Consider the following 17,546-nt stretch of genomic DNA (forward strand, 5'->3'; position numbering starts at 1 on the left):
CTTAAGATGATATATATTCAAATTTCAACAATGAAAAGACCTTAACTTTTTTCGTTAAGGTCATACACAAGCTTTGCTTGTCCTCCATTATTCTTTTTTAAGGTATTCCAATACTCTTATCATATTCAGATTCAGGTAAGTAAGTCATATAGTTAATCACATTTGAAGTTATTGGAGCTGGTTTATCTCTAGTCATTTTTATCATTTACATAGTTTTGTACAAACTGTCTATTTTTGTCACTTTGAGGCAACAAGCCTAAATGTTGAAATTCAAAAATCATTTGTCGTTGAGTCGGCGATATTTTTGAGTTTATTACGTCTTCATAATTATAATGAATATTTATCTTTCCAGGATACTGCAATGTTAAGGTTAAATTTGTCCATGCCTCTTGATCATTCTTAATAAATATTTGTCTTAATTCACTAAACTTTGTTTGTAATTCCAATAACAAGTCATCGTAAGTTTTTTCATTCACCCTATATTTTTCAGGAATATCATGAGAATAAATAAAATCCTCATTCTCAGAAGTATTGAAATAAAAGTACACCTCTCTAGAACTATCCAATATTTCGGCATACAAGTAAATCTCATACCATTTACCATCAGGTATCATACTTAAAACATGCTCTGCTAACATGGGATACATCCGATCCATCTGTTGCTCCATAACTTCACTAACCTCCAATTTGATTTTGTATTGTGACCTTCTTGGCTCTACCAGCGTCGATTGAGTACTCAACCATAATACTATCAGGTCTAGCAGAATTACCAATGTGAATGATTGATGCAAGTTCTTACAAGACAAGTGAAAAGACGCGCTAAACCAAAAGAAATGCTGGGTGATTAAAAGCCGGTTTTCTAAATAAAAAAGAGCCCAAACCAACAAGGTTGTGAGCTCTTAACCTAAGCTTAAAACAATTTGAGACGCTGTAATGATGTCTAGCGACACTGACCATCAATGCGAGTTCTTCAGTTGCGCAAGTTAGGAAATGGTTCATTTTTTTCACATCTTTACACTTTATATTTAATAAAATTAATTAAATGAGATTGTAAATAATTATGGAAACCATACCAATTAAAATCAACGTAATTAACAGTGGCTTTTCTCGTTATGTAAGTAATATCGATCATTACGGTACAGGGGATTTAGAGGTTGTAATAGCTAGCGATGAAGATATCAAGAAGGCAAAGCATTTTATTAATATGAGTTATGACGGAAGTTAACGGGCAAGCATTACGCAAGCCCATTTATTTTTATGTAGTACCAATTCAACAACTTTTAGGATTACATCCGCACCTGTAACTTATTAATTTTCGTTCTTTAGGCCCCTATATTATGAAATCTAGGTGTTATGCCCATGCTCACTTATTCCTTTTCCATATAGTAATAAAAAAAGGAGGAGAGAAAGTGAGCAAAAAAAAGGATCGCTCTTCACGCAAGGATGAAGTAAAAGTGAGCAAAAAAAAGGATAACTCTTCACGTAAGGATGAAGTGAAAGTGAGCAAAAAAAAGGATCGCTCTTCACGCAAAGATGAAGTAAAAGTGAGCAAAAAAAAGGATAACTCTTCACGTAAGGATGAAGCAAAAATAGGATCGGCACACCAAGAGTGTATTGACCATGCTTATCGTATTCCTATATTTTTAAGTACGACAACTCATTTAAATGATAACCAACAACAGTTTCTTAACCGTCTAATTTTTGAGATTGAGAATGCTTTGCTTTTTCCACGTACATTACCTTTAAGCGAAAGTTATCCCGAATCCATTTTAACCGATATTCGTCGGTTAGTCTCATCAAGCTATGGAATGTTGGCAGTAAACTTCCGTCGTTTTCAAATTCAAACAGTTGGCGTCAATGAGGGACCCCTTCCACCATCCACTCCAATCTGGGAAGGATCAGTTTACTCACAAGTAGAACCTTCAATGGCTTTTCAATTTGGTCTACCCTTATTATTAGTAAGGGAAGAGGATACTGACGCAAATAATGGAATTTGGGCAGGAGGAATTGCCCCACTTAACCTATTTATAGTTTGGCATTCTGAAACTCAAACTGTTGATCAATTCTTTAGCACTCCTGAATGGAAATCAGCCTTTGTAAATTGGAGTGCACAAGTAAGAAATGCTTTTTATATTCAGACAGAGCCTAAGTTCAAGTACAGATGTGAATGATAAACTGGTAATTTAGCATCCAGTCGAAAATATACAAGGCTTTGTTCACCTTATATATTTTCGACTTATTTATAAAAAAACAAAAAGTTATTCACCAGTTGAAAAAAGTGTCAAGAACAGTGAATAGTTCACTAAAAGTAAATTTGTGCTTACTCGAGACAAACCTTTTAAAATTTCTAAAAGGGCCAAAGCAATTCTAAGAGCTCCCATTTGTAATTCACATAGAAGCTTTTAAAATATATGTTTTCATTTTGTGGATACTAACTACAGAAGAGCCTTGGCCTGTATCCATAAAATAATAAGAATACAAGATTAAGTGGGTTTACACATTTGATTTGGCCAAACCCAGCTAAGAGAAGGATTTCTCCTCCTCTCTGTTCTTCTAATTTGCGCTGGAAAGACCTGGGTACAGCATAAGAAATGTTTTCTGAATCGCTTTTAAGATTAATCCTTGAATCTAGTTTTTATAGATTTAATTTCTTTTTAACCTCTTTAGACAAATCATCCGCTTCAATCACCTCAGGATCTCCGGTATATCCTTCGAGACTTCTAGGAAGATGTAAAAGCGTTCCTATTTTGTATGGTTCTTCAACATAAAAATATACAGCCTTTTCGTTCCCATTTTCATCGAATCCTTTTAAATTATAAACATATTGCCCCTCATTATTAGTTTGTTCTGGTTCTTCATCGATTTGCACATAATAATCTTTTTCAAACATCACTTCTTTTTTACCACAACCGACTAACATAAAAGTCGCTAGACAACTAAATATCGCTAATGATTTAATAATTTTCATATTTATTCCTCCTCGTATGATAAGCTTTAAATGAAGGATGAATTACTTTTAACTTTTTTAATAGTCAAATCCTTCATTCAGTAGCTACTGCTGAAAACCATATTTTAATTTCTCAATAATCTCACTTTTAACCAGATTTCCCTGTTAGTTGCCTTTTTTGTAGTGCTGAGGCACTTTTCCATATGTGCCTATACGCCATAATAACTCGATCGGACCCATCTTAAATCGCTTAAGCCACATGGCACTATAAATCATTTGAAGAATTAATATTCCTACAGAAATCATTATTAATGTCGTTAAATGAACATGATTGTTCAAATTAAATATAGAGTCAATGCATATAATCAAGAAAGTTTGCACTAAATAATTTGTCAATGCCATTCTCCCTAAATTCTTCAAAGGTGAAAGCCAATTTTTTACTGTTGTATGCTGAAGAAGCAGCGTCAATGTTGTAACATAAAACAGGCTGACAGCGAGTCCGCCAACAGTACCGGCCACATCGATCATACCAGTGGTTGATGTAATCCTGTACTGCAAGTATAAAGATATTGGGATAGCTGCCAAAGCTATTATTTGCAGTTGGCGAATGGTCTTTTTATACTTATTAAGATTCTCAAGAACTTGTAATTGCCCCACACATAAACCAAGTAAAAACATTGTAAAAATCATAAACACATAGCCGATCCAAAGAGATGGAATCAACAGAATGACTGCGATTATAAAATTTGTTTTAGGTTTGAATTTATAAAATGGGATTAAAATAAAGCCGCATATGGCATAAGGAAGTAACGCTTCACCTGGCTGGAAGAGATGATGAATAAATCCAATAGCTAATAAAATTAGCAACCGACGGATAAATAGTTTTCTTCCATTGTTCCCATTTGAGTTGGCTCGGAATATAAACAGATAAAAACCAATTCCAAATAAGAAAGAAAAAATCGGGAAAAACCGCTGACCCACGCCATAATCCAAAACGACCCTTGCAACATAATCAAGTGTTCCCTGTTCAGGGACAAGGTAGTTAATCATTTGTGTAATGTTAATCAGAATAATTCCTATTAAGGCAAAGCCGCGCAAGAAATCTAATTCATCTATTCTCTTCATAAATATCACTCCGCCTATCATGTAGTTTAAGAAAACAGTATGGAAGGAAGATTAAAAACCTTCCATTTGCTGTTTGCATATTAATCTGCCAGTTTGTTTAAATAACTCCGTCGAATGATGAAAAAACTTATAACAAATAGCAGTAAAAATATACCTACACCGAGGGCTGTCATTTGATAGAATGTAGATGAAATATAGTTGCGCATACTAAACATCCCTACAAATAAAACAATAGCTGCGATGGTAAACGGGATAAAAGTTAAAGTGGCCAACTCCTTCGTTACAACAGAAGATAGTTCTTTAACAGAAAGACCAATTTTTCGAATGCCCGCATATTTTTCCTTTTCTTCTGCGAGTGACGTTTGCAGATAGAAATAAAGAATACTCATTGCTGCGCTCAAAAAGATCAAACTCAACATAAATCCGATGAAAAACATGATACTTTTCACAAATTTCTCCGCATCATATAAATCAATTTTAGAAGCTGTTAGGCGAATATCCGGCTCTGTATGAACCTGTGATAAAATGGTTTCAGCTACCTCTACCTTGTCCGTCCAATGATCTACCTCATATGCAAACACTTTATAAACTGGATAATCAATTGTTCTATATACCTCATCAGGAACGATAAAATATGCATTTCGTAAACCTGTTGATAAAATATTTTTTTCTTCTAGATCGGCATAATGAAGTTCTCCAAACGGGTAATCATGAATGATTTCAGTATTTGGACGTACACCCTCATTACCGGCTGCAACATAATACTCGTTATCCCCTAGTTTTATCGGCTTATGCAAACCAAGAGCATTATAATTCGAAACGGACATAAAGCCAATCCGATGTTCATCCTCGGCTTTGAAGGCTGAATAATCGGCAGTATACTTACCTTCTTTGCCTAATGTTTCTTCAATAAACGTTATATCTTCCTTCTCGGCCTCCGATGTGTTACTAGGAAGGGAGATATATTGGAAGCTGTAAGGATATGCGGCCTCAGTATTTTCCTTCACATTATAGTAGGAGCTATATAGAACGCTTGTACATACAAAAACACCAAGCAGTAAAACCGTTAAAAGGTATATGATATGCGCATGGGAACGTCCTTTTGCCTTTAAGTTGGAAACAAACAGCATATTCGTTTTTCGAAAATATGATGGTCTCCTTTGCAATAGACGAATGGCTAGTAGCGCACCTTGAGTAATTATGAAATAAAGGGTTAATAATAGGCTGGCAATTAGAGCAATATAGCCGAGCGATTCAAAAGGCTTTATCCAACTCATTTCCTTGATTATTGACACGAATAAAAAGGCACTGACAATAGCGGATAGCACTAGTTTCAATGGTGCTGATGCAATGAGCTTTTCCTGTGTCATATCTGATTTTAAGAGCTGTACGATTTCTTCTTTTTTAATAAAGCGTGTCATCCATTTTGATACTACAATAAATAAAATACCAAATAAAACAATCGTTAACATGATGGATTGTAAGGGTAGATACATGCCAAAGCTATCCGCACGTAATACCCTTTTAGCTACCATTAAAAATAACGGGGCGATGATAAGTCCGAGTCCAATCGCTGTGATAATTGCTGCTCCGGCAATAAGCATGTTTTCTCTAAAAACCATTTTGCGAATTTGCTTCATGGAGGCACCCGTCATCATAAATACGCCAAGCGTTTTTGTTTTCTTTTTTAGAAAAGCAAACAGCGAATAAATGATAAAGACAAATGAGAAAATATAAATAAAGAAGCTAGCAAGCATCATTGTTATTCCCAGTGTGCTTGTGGTATCAACTTCCGCCATCATCGGATGGAAAGCTGTTGTCGAAAAAAGAAAAAAGATGAGAATCGAGAACACACTGCTTAAAAAGTAAGAAATATACGTCGATTTATCTCGTAAAATATTTTGGACGACAATATGATTAAAACTCATGCCGACCACCGCCTAAAAACGTGAGGGTATCCATAATTTCTTGATAAAATTGCTGTTTGCTTTTACCCCGATGTATCTCATTAAAAAGAACACCATCTTTTATAAAAATGACACGCTGGGCAAAACTGGCAACATAAGCGTCATGCGTCACCATTAATATGGCTGTGTTAAAAGACTTGTTAATCGATTCAAACAATCCCATCACATTATTTACGGCTTTAGAATCTAAGTTTCCAGTTGGCTCATCTGCTAGCAATAAGCTTGGTTCATGAATGACCGCTCTTGCAATCGCCACACGTTGCTTCTGTCCTCCTGAAATTTCAAATGTACGCTTTTTTAAAATCTCTCCAATCCCCAAAAAATCGATAATTTTCGTTAAACGCTGTTTCATTTCTTTCTCATCAATGGAATCAAGTGTCAATGGCAATAAAATATTTTCTTCTACTGTTAATGTATGAACCAGGTTAAAATCTTGAAAAACAAAACCAAGTTCTTTTCTTCGAAATTTCGCCAATTCATCGTCATTTAACTCATATGGATTTTTGGAATTGATGGTAATAATCCCATTGGTAGGCCGATCAATTGTGGAAATACAATTAAGGAATGTTGTTTTCCCACTTCCAGATGGTCCCATCACGGCAACAAATTCATTTTCAGCTAAATGAAAATCGATCCCTTTTAATGCCTTATATGTGATTTCTCCTGTGTATTCTTTTTGAAGTTGCTTTACGTCTAAAATCGTGTTTGCCATGTGCAATTCACTCCTTTGTATCTTTCGTTGCTTTTAGTATAACCTCCCCTCCTGCTCCCTAAAATCTTTGAACATGACAGCAAGATGACAAAATTGTCATATTTAAAACGGCTAACCTTTGGCAGCCGTTTCTATATTTTCCGAAAAATCAATGATAAAAGTTGTTTCATGATGGGCGGAAGATAACTTGTATGGATGATTTAATGTTGACAGAATTTTTTTCACTAAATAAAGCCCGATACCAGTCGCTTCAACCTTAGTACGGCCTTTCGTACCTGTGTAAAACAATTCAAAAACACGGTTTATTTCGTTTGCAGTTATCGTTTCCCCTTTGTTTTTGATCAATAGTTGACCATTGTCATAATGAATCACAACGGAAGATTGCTTCTCTCCATATTTGACAGCATTACTCAATAGCTGGTAAATCACAACCTTTGTCCATTTACGATCCGAATAGATCCATACGTCATCTTGTATCGTAATTTTTGGAAAGATTTCTTCCTCAATAAAATAATCCTTTAAATCATTAACCACTTCCTGTATGACACCTTTTAATGGAATCGGCTCTATCTTTAGATCTGCTAATAATTTCGTGGAGCGGCTATAAGTCAGCAGCTGATTTAAAGAGAAATTCAGTTTATCGCATTCTGCTTTAACTTTTAGCCATTCCACAAGCAAACCTGGTTCCTTCGACTGATTGGATTGTACTAGCAATTGAATGACAGAAAGGGGCGTTTTCATTTGATGAACAGCATGAGAAATCAACAATTGCTGTTCATCTAAGACATCTTTATGCTCGGCTTCTTTTGAAAGGAGGAGGGACTGTATAGATTGCATTTGTGCCGCATATTCCTTTTCAATTGGAGCAGCTGGCTGGTAAATCAAAAGGCTGTCTGCCGTCATATTCTTGCCATTTAAATGTAGATACATTTTTTTTCGACGTACATAACGAATGAACAGGAAAATGGCTAGGAATGTAAGGGATAAAAAGACAAAATATCCATAATGATTTTCCAAACCATCCAGCCGCTGAATAACAATTGGCAAGCTAATAAATGAAATAATATATAGGATAATAAAGCTTAAATGATCCCGTAAGAACAGCTTCATATGCTTTTCTCCCTTAACTGATAGCCTATTCCCCGGATTGTTATAATTTCAAGTGAAGAACGAATCGCTTCTAGCTTCTTTCTCAACCTTTTAATATTAACGGTAAGCGTATTTTCCTCTACAAACGCCTCTTCATCCCAAATAGATGTAAGCAACTGTTGCCTTGTGACAACATTAGGGAATGTTTCAAGAAGGATTCTACAAAGCTGAAGTTCCTTTACAGTCAATAGCTCCTCACCGTCAGATGTATATAATCGAACAGTATCCAAGTTTAAAGATGTGTCTCCCTTTTTTAAAATGTGAGTTTGCGATTCTTGTGCATATTCACCGTATACACGACGAATTTGGCCGTTTATTTTTGCCACGACAACATCCATTAAAAAAGGCTTTGTAATGAAATCATCTGCTCCATTTTCAATTCCATACACTTGATCCAGCTCACTCATCCTAGCTGAGAGAATTATGATAGGACAATTCGATACCTTTCTTATTTTGCGAGACCAATAATAGCCGTCAAAGTAAGGGAGGTTTATGTCCATTATGACAAGATGCGGTTGAAAATCTTGAAAAACATCGAGTACCTTCTCAAAATCCACTATAATCTGGCAGTCATAGCCGTATTTCCCAAAATGGTTTTTTAATGCATTGGCAATATGCATTTCATCTTCAACAATTAATACCTTATACATCAAATCCTCCTTCAAAAAGTTAACTAGGGTTTTTATTATTTTTGACTATCACTTTAATATATTTTCTATAAAGGTCTTTGTAAAGAGGAACAGCGTTTTGAAGTAATAAAAGAAGAGTGGAGAGGTTACTTATCTAGGCAGGAAGCTTTACCGAATTATTTTGAAAAAGAATTCCTAAGTTTATTAATTAGATACGCAGTCATTTCAAGATGTCCTTTCTTGACAGCTACATGTAACTACGACCAAATGAAGTCATTGTGCTCAAAATTTCTTTATCATCACCTATTAATTGTTTTACTTCATTAATATCAGTTTAATTGCATTCCTTATTGATTTGTTTACACTTTTTTTATCCAAAACATATCCTCCTTGCATTCAATTATTTCCTACTAGCTAGTTCACATAATTCTTCAAGAACTTCAACAGTCCTTAATCGATTCACAACATTCTCCAAAGCATCAATACTATGTTGTCATATTACGGCATTGGGTGCCCAAATAAATCTAAATGAATAAAAAAATAGATAGTTCCTTTGATTTTCGAAAGGCTCTATCCACTTCTTCTTTTATAAATATTTCTTACTTTATAACAAAGCAAGACAATAACTATTACCCTCAGCATTTACCAATCTTCTTCATCTTCATCCCAGTTTTCTTTTGCCTCTTCAAGACTTTCGATTAAATAGTCCAGGAAATTATCAGCTACCTTTCGTCCATAGCCTTCTTGATTATCCCACATAATAACTGGGCATTCACCATTCTTCATTTTGTTAGTATCGAGGCAATAGGCAAATTCATCAACACTTTCAATTACAACTATCCCGTCACTTAATTGATAATACTTCTGATAATCTTTAGTGGCATCTACTACTGCTGGACCAGCTAATCCATATCCAATTATTTCTACACCAAAAACACCACCATAACCATAGTTCCTTAAAAACCATTTGTAGCTATCCGGAAGCGGGACATGTAGTTTAATTTCAGTTTCTTTAATTTTTTCATCACTTACTCCACCTGTAAAATAAGCATCTCGTCGATTTTCCTTAATAAATTCTTGTAACTCAGAATATTTCACCTAAATCACCTTCTAGTTTTGAGTTTCGTATTGCTTTCCTCTCTCCTTCCAACTTAGAAATCCTTGATTAATAAACTGGATTATTCTTCAACGTCTTCATATAATTTTTCTAAAAATTCATTAATATCATTCGCTAGAAAATACATGTTGCTCATATCATCAGGGTTTTCAGGTTCTTGCTCATGATCCCAAAAATAAATATTATCCATATAAGGAACTTTAGTGCCTAAACATATAGCATTACCAGCAGGATCATCTGCTATTGGAATAAATCCATCTGGAAGTCTATACTCATATATGTCTATAACCTCTTCCAAGTTATCATACATGTCACCTATCCCATTAAATACATTCAAAACACTTTTTCCCTGCTCTTCAGATATATCAAAAATACTTGGCTCAGGAGTTCCCCCATTCCATTTAAGTAAAAATCCCTTATACTTTTCCGTTAATTTCACATTATTTTCTGTTTCAAACTGCTCTATCACTTCTAGAGAAAGTTTATTATGCGAGTTTTCAATTCTTACCATTGTTAAATCCTCCTCCTATCTATTTCCATTAATGGTTTATCCCCACACGAATCAAGCATAAAATCATTTCTCCATGAGGGATAGCCCATCATGAGCCATGAATTTCAGTAAAGCATCATTCATGTCGTCGAAAGAATAACTATCTCATAAAAAAACAAAAACACCTGTTACCTTAAAAGCAATCAAGTGCTTTAAAGTTCTATTTTAAAATGCTATCAGTTATTCATATAAATTCTCAATCTCAGTAAACCAAAAACATTCCTTTTCCATACACTTAGCATCAATTCTTTCTAATTCTTCTTTTAGCCAATTAATCACAGATTTCGGTATATCATTATCAATAAAGGCATCCTCACCATTCACCTCTATTGCCTTATCAATCATTTTTGAATATACTAATAAACATTCTGCAAATTGATTTAAAGAAGAATTAATAAATATCTCTTTATAATCATCACTATTATGAAGAAACACTACATTTTCTTGTTTCTCAATTATACATATCGGATCCCCGGAACCAGTAGATCCCAAAAACCAATATTTTTGAAACTCTTCTGGCATATTAAATACATACGTAATAGGCCTTAATAACGATTGTGACGAAGTAAATTCTAAATATGGTGGAGGAGTTTCAGGTAAGCCTCCTATTGACAAAAACCTCTTCACTTCATCAGAAAAATCTGTACTCATTAAATCTTGGTAATTAAATTTAATTAGCGGGCCATCTTTGTTAACATCCCATTTATCATTAAATTCCTCTGGTAGTATCATCTTCTCACCTTCCTGAATTTTTTATAAAAGTTTCTAATCTAGTCGCAATTTCATTATTTTAGAAGAGTTTCTATATTTATTCAAGAAATGAAGTGGGTTTCACTAAACAACTAACCACAAATACCCATAATTAACCAACCTCTGTATCTCTATTCGAAGCAACTCCCTTTTGCAGTAAGCATCAGCCAAAAACACCTCACACTCCAATATTTTACGACAAATTAAAAAGAATCTACCTTGAAAAAAGTTGGATCATTTTCTATCTGTGTTGTTGTGTCGATTGCGGAAGATTAACTAAATCATTACCTACCCGTTTCTGTTTCAGCTACATTCTTGACACGTGCTAAAATTCAACTACCACTTTATCGGGCGACTGGTGACTGTGTATGTAGAGGAAGTCTTATTATCATTGATTTTATTTAGTTCATAGAAAGCTGTAATTTCAAACATTTTAACAAGTGTAAAGCCTACTTTTAGCTTTTTCTCATTAGCTGCATTTAAATATTCTAATGTTTCTATATCATACTCTTCTGTACGTTTTCCTTCTCTATATTTTTGGAGATACACAACTACTTCTTCCGTTATGTTAATCGGCTTGTGTTCAACTACTTGAGGCATGATTTGTTGCATATCCAAACCTGTTCAATTGGGGCGTTAATTTCTATGTCTCTTGTCCATTTTTTCAATCACCTCTACTTTTATTATATGTAAAACCAAATTTACAACTGATAAATCTTAAATATAAGTAATAACTTTTTTACCCACATGCGCATTAATCAACTCTTTTTTAATTTAAATGTCTTTCTGTTAAAAAATTACTTTATTAAGATTCTCTTTTTTAGTGTTATTCTTGTATAATAGACCAAATTGTTTTTCAGGAGAATCCAATGAATTTTATTTATATTAATCAAAACATATTAGATAATCTTTTTTATATCTTAGTAAGTATTTTAATTTATTACACTTTTATAGATCATGGCAAAAGGTTAAGTCAGTATCGCAAGACCCTTATTACTGCTTCCATGAGCATTCCTATTATATTATGTATGAAGTTTCCTATTTATATAGATGAATACTGTGTCCATGATTTCAGGCAAATTCCTTTTATAATAGGGACACTTTATGGTGGTTGGCCTGTAGGGGCTGCCCTCTTTGTCATAATATTAACTTTTAGGTTTGCTTTTTATGGTTTCAATTTCCTTACGTTAATTGTTTATATTGTTATATTTATTATAACGGCTCTATTTTCTTCAAAATTCAATACTTTTAATAGAAAAAACAAGCTAATTAGCTCAATTCTATTAATTTTGTTTCTAGGAATCCTAACCAGCTTTATTTCACTCGTTATGTCTGATTATTTTCGAATAACGGAGGCGTATATATTTTACTTTATTATCCTCCCTCCTCTCATTATCGTTTTGGCTGTATATATCATGGAAATTTTAAAAGATGCCATTTTAATCCGAACACAAATGATAAGGCTTGAAAAAATGGAGGTAGTCAGTCAGCTTGCTGCCAGTATTTCACATGAAGTTAGAAATCCTTTAACAGTTGTGAAAGGATTTGTTCAACTGCTAAAGGCTCCTGACCTTACTCAAGAAGTAAGAGAACAATATATACAACATGTCGTTAGGGAGCTTAATAGTGCAGAATCCATCATTAGTGAATATTTAGCATTCGCAAAACCTGGAACCGAAAAAGTGGATCCTATTTTAATTAACCGTGAAATAGGATATGTAATTGAAATGATAAAGCCATTGGCTAGCATGAATTTAGTAACTATATCAGAGCAGTTGACTCCAGGCATTACCCGGGGGAATATTCAACATTTCAAGCAATGCTTCCTAAACCTAATTAAAAATGGTATAGAGGCAATGCCAAACGGTGGGGAACTTAGTATTGTTTCCTATGTAAATAATTACGACATCATTATCGAAATAAGTGACAATGGAATAGGAATGAACAAAGAACAAATAAGTCGTTTTGGCGAACCTTATTACAGTTCCAAAGAAAAAGGAACAGGGTTAGGATCAATGGTAGCTGTTAAGACCATCCAAACGATGAATGGAACACTTCATATAAATAGCCTTTTGAATAAGGGCACAACGATTTCAGTAACACTTCCCGTTTATCAAGAAGGTGATTCTGCAAAATAATAAAAAAGTCCGCCATTGAAGTGAACCCAAAAAGTTAGACAAGGCGAACTGAAAAGTTATTTAATCGAAATCACGGCAGAAATTTTACGAAAAAAGGATGAGATAACCGGCTTGCCACTGATCGATGTGATCTTGGATAAAGCTGGACAAAAAGGAACAGGGAAATGGACCAGCATCCAAGCCATTGATAACGGTGTCACAGCATCGATTATTACTGAGTCATTATTTGCCCGTTATACTTCTGCTTTAAAAGAGAAGCAGGTTAATGCAGAACAGATTCTAACAGGCCCTAAGAAAGTTCAACAAAAATTAGATAAAAATGAGTGGATTGACTATATTAGACAAGCATTATATATGGGAAAAGTTTGTGCATATGCACAAGGTTTTACGCAATATAAGATGACTTCTGAACTTTTTGACTGGGATTTACCTTTAAAGGATATTGCTCTGATTTTCCGTGGTGGTTGTATCATTCGTGCAGAATTTTTAAATGTAATAAGCGAAGCATATCAAACACAAATAAATCTAGCTAATTTATTAATCTCCCCATATTTTGCTGAAAAGGTTACTGATTACCAGATAGGATTGCGTAAGGTTGTCTGTGAGGGAATAAATTCTGGTATCTCGTTTCCATGCTTAAGCGCTTCACTTAATTATACGATAGCTATCATACAGGCATCTCAAATGCTAACCTTTTGCAAGCACAACGTGATTATTTTGGTGCTCATACCTATGAACGGCGTGATTTAACAGGTGTCTTTCACACAAAATGGCAGTGATTAAAAGAGACAAAAAATAAGTTAAACCGGTTATGAATTTCAAATTAATTTAAGCTGAAATATATACTGCCCATTCAATGTCTTTGTATATTTCAGCTTATTTTACTGCCTAATAAACCTCATTTACTTATGATGCAGTTCACCGTGATATGTCTAAATGAGGTTTATTAATTAGTTTTTTAGAATTTATGCCCTCTATCAAAGGTTGTAAAGAGACGAAACCAATGATATACTTTTTCATTGGTATCTGGTATACCAGATACCAACTGTTTTTCTTTTCCTTTTTTCGTAGATTATTAACAATACTGATAATCCCTTAAAATTTAACTACTATGCTTATAAAGGATGAAAATTGATGAGTTTCTTAAAGGTAGAACAACCCCAGTCATTTAAAGATCATGCTTATCATGAAATTAAGAAAGGCATTATTGAACATAAAGTCGAATCTGGATCCATGTTATATGAACGTTCACTTAGTGAAAGCCTTGGAATTAGCCGTACCCCATTAAAATTAGCTTTGCAACAGCTAGAACTAGAAGGGTGGATTCAGTCTATACCGAGAAAAGGTATTGTGGTCCAAACCATTAATAGACAAGATGTGGATGAAATTTTCCAACTGCGAAAGGCTAATGAAGTTTTGGCCATCGAGCTACTTATTCCTCTTCTTAATGACGAAACAATTGAAAAAATTGAGAAGATGGATAATCAACTATCCGACATTCAGAAAGACCCTATAAAATTTATGTATGCTGATTCAGCTTTTCACTTGTTCCTGGCTAGGCTAAGTCAAAATCATCGGCTGTATCAATTAATCCAAAACCTTACCGACCATGTTAATTGGTATGGATTCTTTGCATTAAAGGCTGGAAAAACCTTAGATGAGGTTTCATACGAACATCGATTAATTATTGAGGGTCTAAGAGCAAGGAATTTACGTCAAACAACGGAGGCTGTTTTAAACCATCTTGATATCACACATCGCACAATCATAACAAATCTTAAGGAGTGGGAGTGAAGAGGAACATCTACAATTTCACCCTCTAGCCGATGTACTAAATATTCATTTTTAAAAGAAAGAAGGGACGTTGTTTCCTAAAAGAGGAACAACACAACACAACATGAAAATCATCACCATTTCTTTACAAATTATTATTTTATATATCTTTTCCTTTATCGGAACCGCGATTCATAACTTTTTCCATCTCGCTATTCCGGGAAGTATCATAGCACTGTTATTACTTTTTATTTGTCTGTGTTTAAAAATTGTTCCAGTAAAGTTCATTGAAAGTGGAGCAGTTTTTTTGATAAGTATATTAATGTTATTGTTTATTCCAACAACCGTTGGAATCATGAACTATCCTTCGTTACTTTCTATTCATGGTGCGTTACTCGTTATAACGGTTTTATTAAGTACCATCATTTCCATTGCAATTGCAGGAACTGCAAGCCAATTTTTTGAGAAAAAAGCACAAAAAAGAAAGGATGATAAAGAATGCAACAAGTTTTCTTCGCATTCTGCATGATTCTATTAACCGTTGTTGTTTATTTAGCAATGTCTAAATTGTATAAACGATATACCTATCCTTTTTTACTTCCCATTTTAACTACGACGGCGGTCATCATCTTCATCCTTGTAATGCTTCATATTCCGTACAAAAATTATATGGTAGGCGGGCAATGGGTGAATTCCCTTTTAGGACCAGCAGTTGTAGCACTTGCTTATCCTTTGTATAAACAACGTCGTTTTTTAATGAATTATTTATTTACAATAGTAGGTGGAGTTTTAATCGCCGCTATTTCTGGAATGGTCAGTGTCGGCCTTCTAGCTAAGCTACTGGGAATAGATCATACATTAATTCTTTCCATTATCCCTAAGTCTCTTACTACTCCTGTTGCGATAGAAGTTGCTGAAGGGCTGGGGGGAAATGCCTCTATGGCAATTTTCAGTGTTATGATTGCGGGGATATTTGGTGCAATAATCGCTCCTACTATCTTTAAATTTATGAAAGTGCATAGTCCGATTGGAAGAGGGATTGCCCTCGGAAGTAACGCACATGCCATGGGAACTGCAAAAGCTGCCGAATACAGTGAACTCACATTTTCGATGAGTTCCGTTGCCATGACATTATGTGCAATCATCGGTACCTTTTTAGGACCAATTATTGTGTGGCTATTCCACTTTTAAGAAACTCTCTCACGAATAAAATAAAGTTTACTTATACATCTAAGTATTCGATTAACCAACTAAAAAGAAGTCCAATTTCCTTTATCTGCCCTTTGGAAATTGGACTTTTTATCTGGCAAGATTGTACTCACCTAATTGATAACACTGAAAGTCCTTCTTAAACAGAACTAAATTGCTTTATGTAATCACTCAATAATTACCCTTGTAACAAAACCTTGGTAAAAACCTCATTTACTTATGATACGGTTCTCCATAGCATATCTAAATGAGGTTTCTCAAATAAGCGGGGACTAGCAAATACTTTTGACCTGAAAGGGGCTCCCCCCATGAAGGGATACTCATACATCGTGTTTATTCATTTTTGATTTTCTACATATGCGTTAACAGGCGATCCTTTTGTTCAAGAAAATATGCCATCAGTTTCTTACATTGAGGAATAGAAAATCCTAAAATTGGACCCAATCCAAACGCAATAAACACCGTTCCAATTCCAACAGGCCCCCCTAGCATCCAACCAAGAAGAAAAATGAGTACTTCAATTCCATTTCTAACCAACGGGATGCTCCAACCCGTTCTTTCAACAATTAATAACATAAAGCTGTCTCTAGGACCTGCTCCAAAATCAGCAGAAACATATAATCCAATACCATACCCAATTAAAACAACACCTATGATAAAAGCAATTGTTGCTCCTACTAAACTATCAATGCTAGGTAAAATCCAATTAAAAAGATCAATAAATAAGCCTAGAAACAACATATTCAGAAAAGCCCCTATTTTTGGCCATGCCTTATTGAAAATTGAGCTGATCACCAAGAGTAAAAATCCACTTATTATCGACCAAGTTCCAATAGTAAAGCCAAATTTAGTAAATAGACCATAATGAAAAACATCCCATGGTCCAATCCCTAAATGCTTTCCTTCAATTGTTAAAGATATGCCCAATGCTAACACTATTAATCCAAAAATAAAAAAAGACCAGCGTAGAATCCATTCCTTTTTCATAACCGCTCCTCTATCTTATATCTTATTTTTTTATTAATATAACATTAAATTTGGACAGAAATCATAATCTATATTTTCTGAAATATAACAAAAAAAGCGTATCTTTAATTTTCTTATTAAAGGAGAATTATGGGATCTTATTCGTTTTACCAATGGGACAATTGACGAGGGCAATATCATATAGCCACGTCAGCTTTTTCCTTTTGAAGATAAAAAATTCCTCCATTTGTTATGGTTATCTAAAAAATCATCAAGAAGAAGAAGATATCTAAGTTTGGCTCTTGAATAGGTTTTACCTAAAATCAGGAGGAGAACATTAAATCAACTTATTTATCTTTAAGAAAAAACCTCATTTACTTATAATACGGTTCACCTTATCACATTTGAATTACCTTCTCTTTCCTCGTTGCTTTTTTACATGGCGAAGGTCAAGCACAACATGTGTCTGAAAGAGCATGAAACAGAACAACCGGATCCTTAACGTATAGGGAGT

Annotated in this window: 17 protein-coding genes and 1 pseudogene; 6 read left to right on the plus strand and 12 right to left on the minus strand. The window is 34.3% G+C overall.

Annotation, left to right across the window (positions count from 1 at the left end; all coding sequences use genetic code 11):
• Positions 1 to 188 precede the first annotated feature (188 nt).
• Positions 189 to 668, minus strand: a complete 480-nt coding sequence (locus ACQKKK_RS08635; protein ID WP_427615579.1) for an antitoxin YezG family protein — start codon at positions 666 to 668, stop codon at positions 189 to 191.
• An 876-nt stretch (positions 669 to 1,544) separates the two neighbouring features.
• Here ACQKKK_RS08635 and ACQKKK_RS08640 point away from each other — a divergent pair.
• The gene (locus tag ACQKKK_RS08640; protein ID WP_427615841.1) at positions 1,545 to 2,171 is read left to right on the plus strand and encodes a hypothetical protein; all 627 of its coding nucleotides are present in this window, start codon (positions 1,545 to 1,547) and stop codon (positions 2,169 to 2,171) included.
• A gap of 464 nt (positions 2,172 to 2,635) precedes the next feature.
• Here ACQKKK_RS08640 and ACQKKK_RS08645 read toward each other — a convergent pair whose 3' ends face one another.
• The 10 genes from ACQKKK_RS08645 to ACQKKK_RS08690 all read right to left on the minus strand — a co-directional run bounded on the left by ACQKKK_RS08645 (position 2,636) and on the right by ACQKKK_RS08690 (position 11,558).
• On the minus strand, positions 2,636 to 2,968 hold the full coding sequence (locus tag ACQKKK_RS08645; protein WP_427615581.1) for a DUF1093 domain-containing protein: 333 nt from the start codon (positions 2,966 to 2,968) through the stop codon (positions 2,636 to 2,638).
• Between the two features lie 144 nt (positions 2,969 to 3,112).
• A complete protein-coding gene (locus tag ACQKKK_RS08650; protein ID WP_427615583.1) occupies positions 3,113 to 4,072 on the minus strand; it encodes a DUF418 domain-containing protein in 960 nt (319 codons plus the stop codon).
• Between the two features lie 80 nt (positions 4,073 to 4,152).
• On the minus strand, positions 4,153 to 6,000 hold the full coding sequence (locus ACQKKK_RS08655; RefSeq protein ID WP_427615584.1) for an ABC transporter permease: 1,848 nt from the start codon (positions 5,998 to 6,000) through the stop codon (positions 4,153 to 4,155).
• Positions 5,990 to 6,751 carry an ABC transporter ATP-binding protein gene (locus tag ACQKKK_RS08660; protein WP_427615586.1) on the minus strand — a complete coding sequence of 254 codons (762 nt, stop codon included), beginning with the start codon at positions 6,749 to 6,751 and terminating at the stop codon, positions 5,990 to 5,992. The genes ACQKKK_RS08655 and ACQKKK_RS08660 overlap by 11 nt, the downstream gene beginning before the upstream one ends.
• A gap of 111 nt (positions 6,752 to 6,862) precedes the next feature.
• The gene (locus tag ACQKKK_RS08665; protein WP_427615588.1) at positions 6,863 to 7,861 is read right to left on the minus strand and encodes a sensor histidine kinase; all 999 of its coding nucleotides are present in this window, start codon (positions 7,859 to 7,861) and stop codon (positions 6,863 to 6,865) included.
• Complete coding sequence (locus ACQKKK_RS08670) at positions 7,858 to 8,550, minus strand: response regulator transcription factor (RefSeq protein ID WP_427615590.1); 693 nt, start codon at positions 8,548 to 8,550, stop codon at positions 7,858 to 7,860. Before ACQKKK_RS08670 ends, ACQKKK_RS08665 begins: the two co-directional genes overlap by 4 nt.
• 621 nt (positions 8,551 to 9,171) lie before the next feature.
• Entirely contained in the window at positions 9,172 to 9,627 is a 456-nt protein-coding gene (locus ACQKKK_RS08675; protein ID WP_427615592.1) for an SMI1/KNR4 family protein, read from the minus strand.
• Between the two features lie 80 nt (positions 9,628 to 9,707).
• Positions 9,708 to 10,157 carry an SMI1/KNR4 family protein gene (locus ACQKKK_RS08680; protein WP_427615593.1) on the minus strand — a complete coding sequence of 150 codons (450 nt, stop codon included), beginning with the start codon at positions 10,155 to 10,157 and terminating at the stop codon, positions 9,708 to 9,710.
• Positions 10,158 to 10,376: 219 nt separating this feature from the next.
• Entirely contained in the window at positions 10,377 to 10,928 is a 552-nt protein-coding gene (locus tag ACQKKK_RS08685; protein WP_427615595.1) for an SUKH-4 family immunity protein, read from the minus strand.
• A 354-nt stretch (positions 10,929 to 11,282) separates the two neighbouring features.
• Positions 11,283 to 11,558 carry a hypothetical protein gene (locus ACQKKK_RS08690; protein WP_427615596.1) on the minus strand — a complete coding sequence of 92 codons (276 nt, stop codon included), beginning with the start codon at positions 11,556 to 11,558 and terminating at the stop codon, positions 11,283 to 11,285.
• A gap of 257 nt (positions 11,559 to 11,815) precedes the next feature.
• Between ACQKKK_RS08690 and ACQKKK_RS08695 the strand changes: the two genes are divergently transcribed.
• From ACQKKK_RS08695 to ACQKKK_RS08715, 5 genes and pseudogenes are all read left to right on the plus strand, one after another.
• A complete protein-coding gene (locus tag ACQKKK_RS08695; RefSeq protein ID WP_427615598.1) occupies positions 11,816 to 13,084 on the plus strand; it encodes an ATP-binding protein in 1,269 nt (422 codons plus the stop codon).
• Positions 13,085 to 13,123: 39 nt separating this feature from the next.
• Positions 13,124 to 13,863 (plus strand): annotated as a pseudogene (locus tag ACQKKK_RS08700) (NADP-dependent phosphogluconate dehydrogenase); the annotation flags it as partial.
• A 355-nt stretch (positions 13,864 to 14,218) separates the two neighbouring features.
• Positions 14,219 to 14,878, plus strand: coding sequence for a GntR family transcriptional regulator (locus tag ACQKKK_RS08705; RefSeq protein ID WP_427615600.1), 660 nt, complete (start codon positions 14,219 to 14,221; stop codon positions 14,876 to 14,878).
• 103 nt (positions 14,879 to 14,981) lie between these two features.
• Positions 14,982 to 15,386: a CidA/LrgA family protein gene (locus tag ACQKKK_RS08710; RefSeq protein WP_427615842.1), complete on the plus strand. Its 405-nt coding sequence runs from the start codon at positions 14,982 to 14,984 to the stop codon at positions 15,384 to 15,386.
• A complete protein-coding gene (locus ACQKKK_RS08715) occupies positions 15,356 to 16,048 on the plus strand; it encodes an LrgB family protein (RefSeq protein ID WP_427615602.1) in 693 nt (230 codons plus the stop codon). Before ACQKKK_RS08710 ends, ACQKKK_RS08715 begins: the two co-directional genes overlap by 31 nt.
• A 369-nt stretch (positions 16,049 to 16,417) precedes the next feature.
• Here the strand turns inward: ACQKKK_RS08715 and ACQKKK_RS08720 are convergent, their stop codons facing one another.
• A complete protein-coding gene (locus tag ACQKKK_RS08720) occupies positions 16,418 to 17,053 on the minus strand; it encodes a YczE/YyaS/YitT family protein (protein ID WP_427615603.1) in 636 nt (211 codons plus the stop codon).
• Positions 17,054 to 17,546 lie beyond the last annotated feature (493 nt).

Source organism: Peribacillus sp. NPDC006672 (assembly GCF_050274955.1).
GTDB lineage: Bacteria > Bacillota > Bacilli > Bacillales > DSM-1321 > Peribacillus.

Excerpts from the sequence above, each read along its gene's own strand:
- ACQKKK_RS08670 (WP_427615590.1), bottom strand. The coding sequence starts at position 8,550 with ATGTATAAGGTATTAATTGTTGAAGATGAAATGCATATTGCCAATGCA.
- ACQKKK_RS08665 (WP_427615588.1), bottom strand. The coding sequence starts at position 7,861 with ATGAAGCTGTTCTTACGGGATCATTTAAGCTTTATTATCCTATATATT.
- ACQKKK_RS08680 (WP_427615593.1), bottom strand. The coding sequence starts at position 10,157 with ATGGTAAGAATTGAAAACTCGCATAATAAACTTTCTCTAGAAGTGATA.
- ACQKKK_RS08720 (WP_427615603.1), bottom strand. The coding sequence starts at position 17,053 with ATGAAAAAGGAATGGATTCTACGCTGGTCTTTTTTTATTTTTGGATTA.
- ACQKKK_RS08710 (WP_427615842.1), top strand. The coding sequence starts at position 14,982 with ATGAAAATCATCACCATTTCTTTACAAATTATTATTTTATATATCTTT.
- ACQKKK_RS08650 (WP_427615583.1), bottom strand. The coding sequence starts at position 4,072 with ATGAAGAGAATAGATGAATTAGATTTCTTGCGCGGCTTTGCCTTAATA.
- ACQKKK_RS08695 (WP_427615598.1), top strand. The coding sequence starts at position 11,816 with ATGAATTTTATTTATATTAATCAAAACATATTAGATAATCTTTTTTAT.
- ACQKKK_RS08635 (WP_427615579.1), bottom strand. The coding sequence starts at position 668 with ATGGAGCAACAGATGGATCGGATGTATCCCATGTTAGCAGAGCATGTT.
- ACQKKK_RS08705 (WP_427615600.1), top strand. The coding sequence starts at position 14,219 with ATGAGTTTCTTAAAGGTAGAACAACCCCAGTCATTTAAAGATCATGCT.
- ACQKKK_RS08655 (WP_427615584.1), bottom strand. The coding sequence starts at position 6,000 with ATGAGTTTTAATCATATTGTCGTCCAAAATATTTTACGAGATAAATCG.
- ACQKKK_RS08685 (WP_427615595.1), bottom strand. The coding sequence starts at position 10,928 with ATGATACTACCAGAGGAATTTAATGATAAATGGGATGTTAACAAAGAT.
- ACQKKK_RS08645 (WP_427615581.1), bottom strand. The coding sequence starts at position 2,968 with ATGAAAATTATTAAATCATTAGCGATATTTAGTTGTCTAGCGACTTTT.
- ACQKKK_RS08690 (WP_427615596.1), bottom strand. The coding sequence starts at position 11,558 with ATGCAACAAATCATGCCTCAAGTAGTTGAACACAAGCCGATTAACATA.
- ACQKKK_RS08660 (WP_427615586.1), bottom strand. The coding sequence starts at position 6,751 with ATGGCAAACACGATTTTAGACGTAAAGCAACTTCAAAAAGAATACACA.
- ACQKKK_RS08715 (WP_427615602.1), top strand. The coding sequence starts at position 15,356 with ATGCAACAAGTTTTCTTCGCATTCTGCATGATTCTATTAACCGTTGTT.